The following is a 15,745-nucleotide window of genomic DNA, read 5'->3' on the forward strand; positions in this document are numbered from 1 at the left end:
TAATAATATGAAAAATACATATAAAATTTCATCGTTACTCTTAATTTTCACATTAATATTTACTTCATGTGACTTAGAAGAAAACCCTCCATTTCTTGCAGAAAGTAATGTTTATAACTCTTTAGATGGTGCTACTGCAGCTTTAAATGGTATCTACTCTACTTTTGCAAATTTTAACTACTATAGTGCAGATTTTCATCACTCAACACTATATATGTCTGGTTTATTTGTAGTAAAAAGACCTACAGATAGAAATACCATAGGAAAACTAAGCCCAGAACCTTCAATAAACTATACAACTAATTTTTGGAGAGCTTCTTATCAAGCTATTGCAAGAACTAATGATTTGATAGTAAATGTAGACGAAAGTTCTTCAGATACAAAGTTAAAAAATATATTAGGAATTGCTTATTTTTTAAGAGCTCATGCCTACTTTAACTTGGTAAGAACTTATGGAGGTGTTCCTATCTATACAAAACCTGCAACAGAACTAACACTAAATGAGCCTAGAGCAACTGTAGATGACGTTTACAAACTTATTATAGAAGACGCTAAAAAAGCAGAATCTTTAATGTTTGACAACGCTGCTCAAATTCCTGGAAGCCCCTCTAAATACGCTGCTAATATGTTACTTGCAAAAGTTTACATGACGTTAGCAGCAAACGATAACAGCAGTCCAAATTGGCAACTTGCTTACAATGAAGCTATAAAAGTTTACAATAAATACACATTGGTTAGTAACTATGGTAACTTATGGGCTAATGTAGCTTTAGCAAACAACAATTCAGAATCTATTTTCGAAATTCAGTTTAACGAAGAATTTGCTTCTAGAATAACAAGAATATTTACCCCTAATAATGCTTTTCCTGGTAGGGGTTGGGAGCGTTTTAGAATTAACCCAGAAGTAGTAGACGCACATACAACCGCTTATCCTGGAGACCCAAGAATAGATTTTACATTTAGGTCTCAATACGTTAGAGCAAATAACGGTCAAACTGTTAAGGTTTACCCTTCTAGATCTAGAACTAGTTTTAACAATTCTTACCCATGGTTAAACAAATACTTTGTAAAAGATCAAACAGCCACTACAGACGCAAACAATTTTAATTACGTACACTACAGGTATGCAGACTTATTATTAATGTTAGCAGAAATAGAAAATGAAATAAACGGACCAGGAAATGCATACCAATATGTTAATGAAGTTTTAAAAAGAGCAAGAGACACAAATGGTGCTACTGTACCAGCTAATTGGTCTGGCTTAACACAAGATCAATTTAGAACTGCAATTATGAAAGAATATCACTTTGAATTACTTGGTGAAGGACAAGACTTTTTTGTAAGCAGAAGAAGAGGTTTTGATTTCTACAAAACAAATTACATAGAAGTACACAATAACAGAGCAAATAAGCCTTTTGATCTTATTTACCCTGTAGATTCAAAAGTTATGTTGTTTCCAATTCCATCAACAGAAATAGAAACAAACCAAAAAATTAACGGTTCAGATCAAAATCCTGGATACTAAAAATAAAATTATGAAAATTAACAATACAAAGATTTTATCTTTAATAACCCTATTTTTAATTGTCTTTGCAGGTTGTGAAGATACAGAAAATGAAGTGTTTGAAAATAAATATATTATAAATAGTGATATAGATTTAAAATACACAGATTTATCTACTTATTCTTATTTAAGAGATATCGTTTCTGCGGCTCCAACATTTAAAATAGAAGCTCCTGTATACACTATATCTATTTTAGAAATTAATACTTCTAAAGGAAAGCTTACCAATAACCTAGATAAATTTTCTATAGATTCTGAAAAAGGAACAATCAAAATAGAAAATAAAACAGGCTTTCTTACACCTGGAGAAACCTACAGTTTTTCTATTGGAGTGAATAACGTTAACGGAGTTGTTAAATTTGCTGACGTTTATAAAGTAACAATTAACCCTATTCCATTAGATTATATCATAACAAAAAACTCAGTTAGTATTGGTTTTTTAGATGAAGTAGATATAGCAACAGTTACCTATAAAGACACTTCTGGTAATAATATTATTGATGCAAATAGTGTAGAATACAAATTAAGTAATTCTCCACAAGGATTTACCATTAATAAAAGTACAGGAGTTATTTCTAGAAACACTAATGCAGGAACAGGTGTGCATAAACTATCTGTTTCTATAGCAACAAATGTAGGAGAAAAGCTTTTTTCAGATATTGTAACTGTTACTATTGGTGCTGCACCTACAATCTCTTACAGCCTATCTGCAAATACTAATAAATTAAATAATGTAACTCTATCACCATGGACAGCTTACAAAACTGCTGTTCCTAACCTACAAGGTATGGATGCTAATGGAGGGTATGATGTAATTTTACCATCTACATTAACAGCTGGTTCTATAACAGCAAACGCAGATGGTACTTTACAAATAGCAGCAGATAAAAATCTACCTACAGGAACATACAACATTGGTGTAAAAGTAACTAATGGAGCTGGTACAAGTGTTTCTTTTGAAAATTTATTTTCTATTACCGTAGAAAAAAGATGGGAAACTAACTTATTAATTAATCAAGATTTTAATGATGGAAAAGATGGTACTATAGATGCAAACAACACATTATATCCAAAATTTGCTGGTTACACAATTGGTGCGTCTAGCAAATGGCAAAAGAAAAAAGTTACAAAAGCTGGGTTGCCAGATGTAGAAGGAATTAGAATCATAAATCCAGGAGCAACAGAAAACTACTTAGTAAGATCTATAGATATTACTGGTGTAAAAGCTTTAAGAGTATCTTTTGGAGAAGTTTTTGGATATAATGACAAGTTTACTACAACTTACAATCGTGGTTTATTTGCATCCAATAACACTTCAGATTTAGATGGAGGCTCTTTTAATGCATCAAAGTGGACAACAGTTATGGCAAATAACGATTCTAGGTGGCCTGGAAGTCATAACTGGAAAACAAGAGTAAATAATCCAATAAATAATGTACTTGTAGATTTAACTAATATTTCAGGTAACGATTTAAAACTTGCATGGTTTTTAGGCTCTAACAATGGTGCTTCTCAAAACGGACAGTATTTTATAGATGATATAAAAGCAGAAATATCTATTGCTTTTACAGCTGAAGAAAAATAAGACTTCATAAATTTCTTTCTGTCTTTAAAACATATTTTAAAGACAGAAAGAAAAAATAATCACCAAATGGCAATTATAAAAAGAAACTATTTACCTATTGTAACTATTGTTATTGCTACAATTTCATTATTAACATATTGTGCTAGCAAAACAATAAATACTATTGCCAAAAAAGACGCAACAATAGAAAGACCAAATGTTATCTATATTATGGCAGACGATTTAACAACGCAAGCCATAAGTGCTTATGGTAGTATCTTTAAAGATATCGCCCCAACTCCAAATATAGATAGACTCGCAAAAGAAGGAATGTTGTTTCAAGATGCATTATGTACCAATGCTATTTGTGGCCCATCTAGAGCTGCAATTTTAACAGGTAATTACAGTAATTTAAACGGATATTATAAAAATGAACGTGGAGGAAAATTTGATAAAACGCAATGGACTTTCCCACAAGAGTTTCAAAAAAACGGATATCAAACAAGTTTATTTGGCAAATGGCATTTAGGCACAGAACCACAAGGTTTCGATGTTTTTAAATACCATAATTCTGCAAACCAACAAGGTCATTATTGGAATCCATTATACAATGAAAATGGAAAAAATGTTAAAGAAAAAGGATACTCAACCAATTTAAGTACCGACTTTGCTTTAGATTGGTTAGAGAAAAAAAGAAAAATAAACAACCCTTTTTTAATGGTTTTACAATACAAGGCACCTCACAGACCTTGGGAACCAGATACAAAATATGAAAAAATTTGGGATGATATAGAAATGCCTTATCCTTCTACTTTTAATGATGATTATAAAGGTAGAGAATTAACTGCTGGTGATACAGAAATGACTATGGATTATTTCTCAAGAAGAGATATGAAATACAAAACACCTAAAGAGTTAAAAGGGAAAAACCGAATGAAATGGGAATTTTACGGTTCTAAACCAGGTGAAATTGTTCAACCAGAAAACCTATCAGATGAAGAAGGTAGAAAATGGCGTTATCAAAGATACATTAAAGATTATTTAGCTTGTGTAAAATCTGTAGATGATAATATTGGACGTGTTTTAAAATATTTAGATGATAATAACCTAACAGAAAATACCATTGTTGTTTTAACATCAGATCAAGGTTTTTATTTGGGTGATCATGGTTTTTTTGACAAACGTTTTATTTACGAAGAATCTTTAAGAATGCCTTTTATTGTTAGGTATCCAAAAAAAGTTAAAGCTGGCACTGTAAATGAAGATATCGTTTCTAACATAGATTTTGCTCCTACACTTTTAGAATTGGCAAATTTAGAAACAAGTTCAAAAATGCAAGGAAAAAGTTTTCAACCAATCTTATTTGGCAACACTCCAAAAGATTGGCAACAAGCTATGTATTACCATTATTACGAGTTTCCTTATTGGCACCATGTGCAACCTCATTATGGTATTAGAACTCAAAAATATACATTAGCACATTTTTATTATAATATAGATGTTTGGGAACTGTACGATTTAGAAAAAGATCCTAAACAAATTCATAATATAATTGCAGACCCACAATATACCAATGTAGTTGCAGATTTAAAATCTCAACTAAATAGATTGATGAATAAATACCAAAACAACAAATCTTTAAACGACTTCAGAAAAATTACAGATACAGATTTTGGAGGAATTGTAGAAAATAAAAATGGTGAGATTTCTGTACAAGATATCATTTCTAATAACAGAAAAAAGTAACAAATAATAATCAAAGTTGGTAAGTTTATCGTCAACTAAAGTTATAAGTTATTGATAAAACCCTAAAATTTTAAAGCTATTATTAGAAATACTCTTAAAATTGGTTTTTATAGATTTTGACTCTATAAAAACCAATTTTGATTTTAAACAGACCGTTTTTTAAAGATATCCACTTAATTTTACTTCACAACAAATTTCTTAAACCAAATTAAGATCATATAAATGAGCAAATTAAAACTTCAAGAAAAAATTGGCTACGCTTTAGGTGATGGTGCAGCAAATATTGCTTGGAGAGGTGTTGCTACATTTTTATTTATTTTTTATACAGATGTTTTTGGGTTAAGTCCTGTAACAGTAGGTGTCCTGTTTTTGGTAGCCAGATTTAGTGACGGAATTTCTGATATTTTAATGGGAATTATTGGCGATAGAACACAAACCAAATATGGTAAATTTAGACCTTGGATTTTGTGGACTGCGATTCCATTAGCTGCCATTCTTTCTTTACTATTTACAAATCCTGATTTTTCTGATACTGGAAAAATTATCTATGCGTACATCACTTATATACTATTCACACTAATTTATACAGCAAATAACATTCCTTATGGAGCGTTAATGGCAGTTATGACTGGAGATGATAAAGAACGCGCAAGTTTAGGATCTTACAGAATGGTAGGTGCTTTTGCTGGTGGCATGTTGGTACAAGGTGCTTTGTTGTATTTGGTAGCAAGTTTTGGAAACATCAACCCAAATATTCAACTTCAAAATTTAGATAAAAGCACTTACAAAGTAACAGTTTCATCACCAGAAAACTATGAAAATGTAAACATAAAAACTAAAAATAATATTGCTCAATTTTCTTTTTTAGATACATCTGATGAACCCACTGTTGGAAAAAGTTTCTCTATGGAAGCTGATAAAAAATACACTTTTTTAGTTGTAGACGAAGAAAACTTAAAAGCTTCAGATTTTTCAATCATCAACCAAGATAAAGGCTATAGTAACGCAATGTATGTAATGTCGATATTTTTAGCAATACTTTTATTAGTTACTTTCTTTACTACGAAAGAAAGAGTACAACCCCCAAAAACTCAAAAACACAATTTAAAACAAGACTTTAAAGATTTATTGCGCAACAAACCTTGGCTAATACTATTATTTGTTGGGTTGCTTTTTAATATATACAATGCCATAAAACAAGGTATTGTCATTATTTATTTTACTCATTATTTAAACAATCAACTTTTAGCTGCTTCTTTTTTAATCGGTTTAATGATTGCTTCTATTTTTGGTGCAATGTTAACAGCGCCATTAAGCAAAAGGTTTGGTAAAAAAAATGTATTTATTGGTGCGTTATTGTTTTCTGGAGTCTTCAATAGTTTATTCATTTTTTGCAGTCCAGAGAATATTGGAGCCATATTTACAATCGGGATTTTGTCAGAATTTGCAGCTGCAATTTTCCCAACACTATTTTTTGTAATGTTGGGTGATGCTGCAGATTATTCAGAATATAAAAACAAAAGAAGAGCTACAGGTTTAATCTATTCTGCAGGCTCTTTTGCTACCAAATTTGGTGGTGGTATTGCAGGTGCTATTATAGGTTTAATTTTAGGACTATATCATTATAATGGACAAGATGCAATTGCTATAGAAGGTGCGATTCCAGGAATATTAATATTAATGAGTTGGATACCAGCAATCATTGCAGTAATTGCAGCTGGTTTAATGACTTTTTATCCACTAACACAAACAAAAACAACAGCAATTACAAAAGAGCTAAACAATAGAAGACAATTAGAACAAAATACCAACATTATATAAATATGAAACAATTTCCAGAAGATTTTATTTGGGGTACTGCTACCTCTTCTTATCAAATAGAAGGAGCTGCAGATGTAGATGGTAAAGGACCTTCTATATGGGATTCATTTTGCACGATTCCAGGTAGAATTGCACAAGGAGAAACAGGCAGTATAGCTTGTGATCATTACCACAAGTTTAAAGAAGATATTCAGTTAATGAAAGATATGGGTGTAAAAGCATATCGATTTTCAATTGCTTGGGCAAGAGTAATGCCTACAGGAAAAGGAGAAGTTAACGAAAAAGGAATTGCATTTTATTCTGAATTAATTGACGAACTTCTCAAAGCAGATATAGAACCTTGGATAACATTGTATCATTGGGATTTACCACTTGCTTTGCAATTAGAAGAAGATGGTTGGCTAAATAAAAAAATGACGGATTATTTTGCAGATTATGCAAACCTATGTTTTGATAGATTTGGAGACCGTGTAAAAAACTGGATTACCTTAAATGAACCTTGGGTAGTTGCTATTTTAGGCTATGGCCAAGGCGTTTTTGCACCAGGAAGACTATCTAATTCAGAGCCTTATTTGGCTGCACACAATTTAATTATTGCACATGCAAAAGCTGTGGCAGTTTACAGAGAGAATTACGCACATCAAGAAGGACAAATAGGAATTTCTAACAATTGCGATTGGCGTGAACCTCTTACAGATAGTAAAGAAGATAAACAAGCAGCACAAAGAGCGCTTGAGTTTTTCTTAGCTTGGTTTGCAGATCCTGTTTATAAAGGTGATTACCCAGATGTCATGAAAAAAAGACTAATGGAACGACTACCAAAGTTTTCTGAGGATGAGAAAAAAATGATTAAAGGTTCTTCAGATTTCTTCGGATTGAATCATTACACAACTATGTATGCTGCACATTCAGATGGTAAGCAAGAAGAAATTTCTGTTCATGGAAATGGAGGTATCTCAGAAGACCAAGATGTGAGCTTGTCTTTAGACAAAGATTGGGATGTAACGTTAATGGAATGGGCAGTCGTACCTTGGGGTTGTAAAAAATTGCTAAAATGGATTGATGAACGTTATGACCAACCAAATATTTACATTACAGAAAACGGTTGTGCTTATCCAGATAAACTAGTTGACGGAAAAATTGATGATCAAAAAAGAGTCGATTTTTATCAAGGATATTTAACATCTTGCCAAGAAGCAATTGAAGATGGTGTAAAATTGAAAGGGTATTTCGCTTGGTCTTTTATGGATAATTTTGAATGGGCTTCAGGTTACGAAAAACGATTTGGATTACACTATGTAGATTTTGAAACCTTAGAAAGAATTCCAAAAAAATCTGCTCTTTGGTTTAAAGAAGCTATCCAAAAGAACAATGTTGAATCAAATGAAATAAGCGAGTAAAATAGAAGTAAAAAATAATTCATGTTTCTAAAACTGTTAGAAAAACCACTATTGATAGAAAAAACAACAGAAAGAAATTTAATTCCAGTTTTAGAAGCTGGCAAAACCTACAATGTTAAAGTAACATTAGGATAATCAACCAAAAAAACGAACATTTATGTCAGAAATAAAAGATTCAGCATCATTAGTAAAAAGTGAAGATAGAGTCCCTTTTTCAAAAAAATTGGCTTACGCAGCTGGTGGTCCTGTAGATATTTTAGGAGTTTGGGTTATGGTAAGTATTGCTTATCAAGTATTCAACTTCGAGTTAAAAATGCCTCCAACGTATGTGGCCATTATTTTAATGTCATTACGTCTTTGGGATGGTGTTATGGATCCTTTAATGGGTTGGATTTCAGATAATTTTCGATCAAAATGGGGACGAAGAAGGCCTTTTATTTTAGTAGGAGCTATTTTAGCAGGAATCACATATCCTTTTATTTGGTGGTTTCCAACAGACATGAGTCAAGAAGGGATTATGTTTTGGGTAATTGGTTTTGGTATTTTATTCTACACCTGTTTTACAGTTTGGGCAATGCCTTACCAAAGTATGTTAATGGAAATGACTCCAGATTATAATGAGCGTACAAGAGTTGCAGAAATTAGAAGTTATTTTCAAACAGTAGCCGGTTTTTTTAATGGTTGGGTTTGGTGGTTAAGCATGTTGCCAATTTTCTTTATTAATGGAGAAGCAAGTCCTGTAAACGGAATGCGTTACATAAGTATTGGAATTGCTGTTATTATACTGGTATTAGGTGTTTTACCAGCCATTTTTGTAAAAGAACGTTACTATGAAAGTGATTTAATTAAGAATCAAAAACAAGTAAAATTAACAGATAGTTTAAAAGAAACATTTTCTAATAAACCTTTTTTAATTTTATGTGGATTAACCATTTTCTTCTTATTAGCAACATCTATTTTTGATAGTTATGGAAGATATGTAGGAACTTTTTATGTATTAGGTGGCGATTGGAATGAAGGTGCCGTTTTTGCAGGTTATGGAACCATTGTTTATATGCTTTTCAGTTTTATGTTTATTCCGCTTTTTAGAAAATTATCAGAAAAAATAGGAAAGCCAAAAGTATTAATGATTTCGATGCTGATTGTTGTTTTGGCAGTAACCACAACTTGGTGGACATTTACACCTAATAATCCTTGGATTATGTTAGCAAATACCGCTTTTATTGGAGCTGGTTATGCTGGTTTATGGTTAATGATTCCTTCTATGCAAATAGATGTGGTAGATTATGACGAATTAAAAACTGGAGAAAGAAGAGAAGGTAGTTTCGCTTCGATTTTTTCTTGGGTACTTAAATTCAGTTTTGTAATTGGGTTTATGATTTCTGGCCCATTAATCGAGTTAACAGGGTTTGATGCCAATTTAGATGGAGCGCAACCAGAAGAAGTGTATACCACAATGCGAATTGGCTTTTTAGCAATTCCAATAGTGGCATTAACCATTGCAATTTTATTATTAAGAACATTTCCAATAACAGCAGAAAAAGCAGCAGAAATTAGGCTACAATTAGAAGAAAAAAGAGGTAAAGTTTAAAAAAACAAGACCTCACAGGTTTTTAAAACCTTTGAGGTCTGAACAATAAATCAACGTAAAATATATTAAAATGAAATACGGATATTTTGACGATAACAAAAGAGAATACATTATTACCAACCCAAAAACACCTGTAAAATGGACAAATTATGTGGGTACATTATCATTTGGAGGAATCGTAGATCAAACAGGAGGTTCTTTAATTTGTAAAGGCGATCCTGCATTAAACAGAATTGTAAAATACATTCCGCAATTACCTGGTTCAGATTTTAAAGGAGAAACCTTATACATCAGGTTTAAAGATGAAAATGGGAAATACAAAGTGTTTTCACCATTCTTTGTACCAACTTTAGATGATTATGATTTATTTGAATGTCATGTGGGTTTATCATATCAAAAAATAGTATCAGAATTTTACGGAATTCGAACAGAGGTTACCATTTTTGTGCCTAATGAAGAAAATAGAGTTATTCGTAAAATAGAAGTAAAAAACATCAGTGGAAAAGAGTTAGAAATTGATGTGATTCCTGTGGTAGAATTTACACATTTCGATGCTTTAAAGCAATATACAAATGCAGATTGGTGCCCGCAAACAATGACTATGAGAGCCAATAAAAATGCAGACGGAACAGTATTGTTACGTCAGTATGCTTTTATGAAAAAAGATACAGAAAACAACTTCTTTACTTCAAATTATCCTGTAGATTCTTTTCAAACAGATAGAAAACTATTTTTAGGTGATAACGAATATGGAACTTGGAAAAATCCTTTAGAATTACAAAACGAAAGTTTATCGAATTACGAATCTAATAGAGGAGATAATATTGCTGCTTTATTGCACAAATTAGGCACAGTTAAAAATGGTGAAACAAAAACCGTTATTACACAATTAGGACAAGGAGCACCAAACGAAATTGCCAAAAACGCAGAGAAATTTAAAGACGTTGCAGAAGTAGATAAAGCATTTCAAGAACTTTCAGAATTTTGGGACAATTATTTATCAAAAGCAGCATTCCAAACTCCAGATGCAGCCTTCAATTCTATGGTAAACATTCACAATCCACGTCAATGCCATACTACTTACAACTGGTCTCGTTATTTATCTTTATATCAATTAGGTTTAGGTGCAAGAGGTATTGGTTTTAGAGATAGTTCTCAAGATATTTTAGGAATTTTATCTGCAATGCCAGAAAAAGGAAAAGAATTAATCAAAAAATTAATTTCTGTAAAAAAAGAAGATGGTTCTGCAATGCACCAGTTCTTTCCATTAACAATGGAAGCTAATGAAGGTGATTCTCGTGAAGAACCACATTTAAAAGATTTTTATGGCGATGATCATTTATGGATTGTACAAACAGTAATCGAATATATTAAAGAAACTGGAGATTACGATTTCTTACATGAAGAAATTACATTTTACGACAAGAACTTAAAGTTAAAAGACCGTAAAAAAGGTACAGTTTTAGAACATTTAAAACGTTCTTTAGAGTTCACAAAAAATAACTGTGGCCAACATGGTTTACCAATGTTAGGTTTTGCAGATTGGAACGATACTGTAAATTTACCTGGAGATGCAGAAAGTATTTTTAATGCAAATTTGTACGGAAAAGCTTTGAATGAAATGGCTGCTCTATTAGATCATTTAGGAGATACAGAATTAGCAGATCAATACAAAAAAGACCATGCCCACATGAAAGAAGTAGTAAATACACATTGTTGGGATGGCGATTGGTATTTACGTTATTTTGAAGATAATGGAAATGCCATTGGCTCTAAAGCAAATAGTGAAGGTCAAATTTATACAAACGCACAATCTTGGACCATTCTTTCTGGTTTTGCAACCCAAGAAAGAGCTTTAAAAGCATTAGATTCTGTAGAAGATAAATTGAATACAAAATTCGGAATTAAATTGAGTTACCCAGGTTATAATGGGTATGATGAAAGCATTGGTGGTGTATCTACATATCCTCCAGGAGCAAAAGAAAATGGTGGAATCTTTTTACACTCAAATCCTTGGGTAATGATTGCAGAAACCATGATGGGTAATGGAGACAGGGCTTTCCAATACTACAATCAAATTAATCCAGCCTCTAAAAATGATATTATAGATACTTTTGAGTGTGACCCTTATTGCTACCCGCAAAATATTTTGGGTGATGAGCATCCACAGTTTGGTTTGGCAAGAAACTCTTGGTTATCAGGTACTTCTTCATGGACGTATCAAGCAGCATCTAAGTACATTATGGGCGTTCGTCCAGATCATAAAGGATTAATTATAGACCCTTGTATACCTAAATCTTGGGATGGTTTTACAGCCGTTCGTAAATTTAGAGGAGCAACTTATAATATCGATGTAAAAAATCCAAACAATGTATCTAAAGGTGTAGTTTCTATGATTGTTGATGGAAATAAAATAGATGGACATATTGCACCTATTTTTAGTGACGGAAAAGAACATTCTGTAGAAATTATTTTAGGGTAAAAAAAATCATAAGTCTTTTACAATATTATAGTTCCCCCAACAAAACTTCCTGCAAGGTCGCTAAGACTTTGTGGGGGTTTTAAAAAACTTTTGTTATATCAAATTTATGCTAAAGAACAATCAAAACAACAAATTCACTTTTATTATGAATACTAAAACCTTAAAAATCGTACTCTTATCACTTTTTACAATATGTATTGTTTCTTGTGATAAAAAATCAGAAAAAAAAGAAGTCGCTAAAAATCAACCAAAAAATGTATTATTTATAGCGATTGACGATTTAAAACCTTTAATGGGCGTTTATGGCCATAAAGATATAAAGACACCTAACATAGATAAGTTAGCTGCCAATGGTTTTGTATTACAAAACAGCCATTGCCAACAGGCTGTTTGTGGTCCATCAAGAGCCAGTATATTAACAGGTAAAAGACCAGATTACACACAGGTTTGGGATTTAAAAACTTTAATTAGAGACAAACATCCCAATATTGTAACCATGCCACAATACTTTAAACAAAATGGTTATGAAACTGCAGCTGTAGGTAAAATTTTTGATTTTAGATCTGTAGATAAAGGAAATGATTCTATTTCATGGACATATCCTTACGATAATTTTAAACATAATTCCGAAATTGGTAAAGAGTACATCAAAAATAAGGAACGTGTGTCTTACGAAATTGTAAATGTTCCAGATAGCATGACTGCAGATGGTGAAGTAGTAAGAAGAACCGTAAAGCAATTACGTAAGTTTGCGAAAAGCGATAAACCATTTTTTATGGCTACAGGATTTTATAAACCACATTTACCTTTTGTAGCCCCAAAAAAATACTGGGACATGTATCCTTTAGAAAATGTTAAATTCCCAGAGTATATGAAGGCTCCAGAAGGAGCTCCTAAATATGCAACACAACCAAGTTGGGAATTAAGAAGTGGTTATGCAGATATTCCTAAAGATTTTGATGTAGAAATACCTATAGAAAAGCAAAAAAGAGTAATTCAAGGGTATTATGCTTGTGTATCTTTTGTAGATCAGCAAATTGGTAATGTTTTAGATGAATTAGATCGCTTAGGATTAAGAGAAAATACAGTAATTGTACTTTGGGGTGACCATGGATGGCATTTAGGAGATCATAACATGTATTGCAAACACACTAACTATGAGCAATCTACAAAAGTTCCATTAATATTTTCTGCTGGTAAAGATAAAATTGGAGAATCTTATTCTCCAACAGAATTTGTAGATGTGTACCCTACTCTATTAGAATTAGCAGGAGTAAAATCTCCAGGAAATTTAGATGGGGTTAGTTTGGTTCCTTTAATGGAGAAAAAAGTTGAAAAAGTAAAGGATTTTGCTGTAAGTCAGTTTCCAAGAGATAATGATAAAATGGGGTACACATTTAGAGATGATAGATATCGTTACACAATTTGGATTAAAGATGAAATGCCTTATGAAAGTAACAGAAATATAGATGCTGCAGAAATTGTTGCTGAAGAGTTTTACGATTACGAAAAAGACCCTCAAGAAACTAAAAACTTGATTAACAAAGTCGATTATCAAACAGCTATAACCAATTTAAAAGCAAAAGCCATAGCCTATTTTAAAAGTCAAGAAATCAAATAACTATGAAAAAGAACATATCTATTTCATTAATAATAGTAACGTTTTTCGTTACTATTATTAGTTGTAATCAACCCAAAGAACATCAATTGCCAAAAGCAATCTCTTATAATTTTACGCCAAAAGACACCAGTTGGAAAAGTTTATCAATAAGAGAAAAAATAGGACAAACAATGATTGTGAGAGCGTTTCACAAAGCGCAAGTTGCAGAGTTTGGTTCTATTAAGAATATGATGGAAAAATACCCAATAGGAGGTATTTTTGTGCCTTATTGGGATTACCTTTTTACGCCTCCAAGAGATCAAGTAATTCCAACAATTAAAAATGCTATTTCAGATTATGAAAATGCCTCTAAATATCCTATGATTGTTACAGAAGATTTTGAACGTGGAGTTGGAAGTATTTATAGTGAATATACAAATATGCCTTCAGAAATGGCTGTTGGTGCAGCAAATAATACAGATTTAGCTTATAAATTTGGAAATGCAATAGCAAAAGAATCCAACTCTTTAGGTGTAAACTGGTTGTTACATCCTTTGGTAGATTTAAATATGAATCCGTTACAAGATTTGGTAATTGAACGTGCAATTTCTGATGATGCTACAAGAGCTTATCCTTTGTTAAAAGCACAAATTAAAGGTATGAATGCGCAAGGTGTTGTATCAACCATAAAACATTTTCCTGGTGATGGAGCAACCATAAAAAATCAACATTTAATTACTTCTGCAAATAATTTATCTATTTCTGAGTGGAATAAAACCTTTGGTACCATGTATCAAAAAATGATAAATGAAGGAACACCTGCAATTATGGTTGGACATATTCGTTTTCCTGCATATCAAAAAGAAAAGAGAAATGGTTTGTTTTTACCAGCTTCTTTATCCGAAGAATTGATGATGGGTTTATTGAAGAAAAAAATGAAATTCAACGGAATAATTATGTCTGATGCCTTAAATATGGGTGGTGCAGCTGGTTATTATGAAAATGAAATTGAAACTTCTTTAGCCGCTTTTAAAGCTGGAGTAGATATGGTTTTATGGCCAACATTAAAATTTATGGATTCTTTGGAAGTAAGAATTAAAAGAGGAGACATTCCAATGTCAAGATTAGATGATGCAGTGGAAAGAATATGGGGGGTTCGTGAACAATATGGTTTATTAAAAAAGAAAGAATCTATTTTTTATCCCATTTCAGAAAAAGAAACAGCAACCATTCAAGAAAATGCACAAGAAATTGCAAATAATGGGGTTACTTTATTAACAGATGCTACTAAAATTCCTTTAAAATCATCAGAAAACAAAAGAATTGCCATTGTAAATATCAGTCATGAAAACAGAACCAATGAGTTACGTTTAACTCAAAAATTATTACAAGAAAAAGGTTTTGAGATAGATACTATTTTACACAACCCAAGTTTTTTAGATTGGGGAGAAAAATTAAATTTCTTTGACAAGTATGATAAGGTTTTTGTCGCTTTTGAAAATCGATATTTTAGTCCTTTAGGAGCTTCACTTTTAAAAGATAAAGAAGCTTTAGGAGTTTGGACAATGGGTATGTTGCCACAAGATAAAATTATTGCAGTTTCTTACAGTAATCCATATTATGTGAATTTTTATTTTGAAAATGCTTTTATAGGAATTAACGCTTATAGTTTAGATAAATTTTCGCAAAAAGCTGTAGTTGAGGCCTTAACAGGTAACATCTCTTTTAAAGGTACATCTCCAGTAAAATTAGAACATGATATTTTAAAATAAAATGACAATTAATTGCAATTTATTAACATATTAAATTTCATATTGTCAACAATACAATATAATCTTTAAAAAATACCACACTAAAAAATATAGTGTGGTTTTTTTTAGAAATTCTCAAAAAAAAACTATAATTAAACCTTATCTGACAATTTTAAGTACTCTTTTTCATTGTATGTAAATAGTTTAGCAGGACTAATCTAATTTA

9 protein-coding genes are annotated in these 15,745 nt (G+C 31.6%); all 9 read left to right on the forward strand.

The window, feature by feature from the left end; all coding sequences use genetic code 11:
• Window positions 1–7: 7 nt before the first annotated feature.
• The 9 genes from ACY2RW_RS02960 to ACY2RW_RS03000 all read left to right on the forward strand — a co-directional run bounded on the left by ACY2RW_RS02960 (window position 8) and on the right by ACY2RW_RS03000 (window position 15,540).
• Complete coding sequence (locus tag ACY2RW_RS02960; RefSeq protein ID WP_490121206.1) at window positions 8–1,525, forward strand: RagB/SusD family nutrient uptake outer membrane protein; 1,518 nt, start codon at window positions 8–10, stop codon at window positions 1,523–1,525.
• A gap of 10 nt (window positions 1,526–1,535) precedes the next feature.
• Window positions 1,536–3,149, forward strand: coding sequence for a hypothetical protein (locus tag ACY2RW_RS02965; RefSeq protein WP_490121207.1), 1,614 nt, complete (start codon window positions 1,536–1,538; stop codon window positions 3,147–3,149).
• Window positions 3,150–3,215: 66 nt separating this feature from the next.
• Complete coding sequence (locus ACY2RW_RS02970; RefSeq protein WP_490121208.1) at window positions 3,216–4,874, forward strand: sulfatase family protein; 1,659 nt, start codon at window positions 3,216–3,218, stop codon at window positions 4,872–4,874.
• Between the two features lie 222 nt (window positions 4,875–5,096).
• Window positions 5,097–6,695, forward strand: a complete 1,599-nt coding sequence (locus ACY2RW_RS02975; protein WP_490121209.1) for an MFS transporter — start codon at window positions 5,097–5,099, stop codon at window positions 6,693–6,695.
• 2 nt (window positions 6,696–6,697) lie between these two features.
• A complete protein-coding gene (locus ACY2RW_RS02980; RefSeq protein WP_490121210.1) occupies window positions 6,698–8,095 on the forward strand; it encodes a GH1 family beta-glucosidase in 1,398 nt (465 codons plus the stop codon).
• Between the two features lie 157 nt (window positions 8,096–8,252).
• A complete protein-coding gene (locus ACY2RW_RS02985; protein ID WP_490121211.1) occupies window positions 8,253–9,686 on the forward strand; it encodes an MFS transporter in 1,434 nt (477 codons plus the stop codon).
• Between the two features lie 70 nt (window positions 9,687–9,756).
• Window positions 9,757–12,168, forward strand: coding sequence for a glycoside hydrolase family 94 protein (locus ACY2RW_RS02990; RefSeq protein WP_490121212.1), 2,412 nt, complete (start codon window positions 9,757–9,759; stop codon window positions 12,166–12,168).
• A gap of 145 nt (window positions 12,169–12,313) precedes the next feature.
• Window positions 12,314–13,789 carry a sulfatase gene (locus ACY2RW_RS02995; RefSeq protein WP_490121213.1) on the forward strand — a complete coding sequence of 492 codons (1,476 nt, stop codon included), beginning with the start codon at window positions 12,314–12,316 and terminating at the stop codon, window positions 13,787–13,789.
• Between the two features lie 2 nt (window positions 13,790–13,791).
• Window positions 13,792–15,540 carry a glycoside hydrolase family 3 protein gene (locus ACY2RW_RS03000; protein WP_490121214.1) on the forward strand — a complete coding sequence of 583 codons (1,749 nt, stop codon included), beginning with the start codon at window positions 13,792–13,794 and terminating at the stop codon, window positions 15,538–15,540.
• Window positions 15,541–15,745: the final 205 nt, after the last annotated feature.

The organism is Polaribacter sp. 2305UL8-11, from assembly GCF_058147165.1.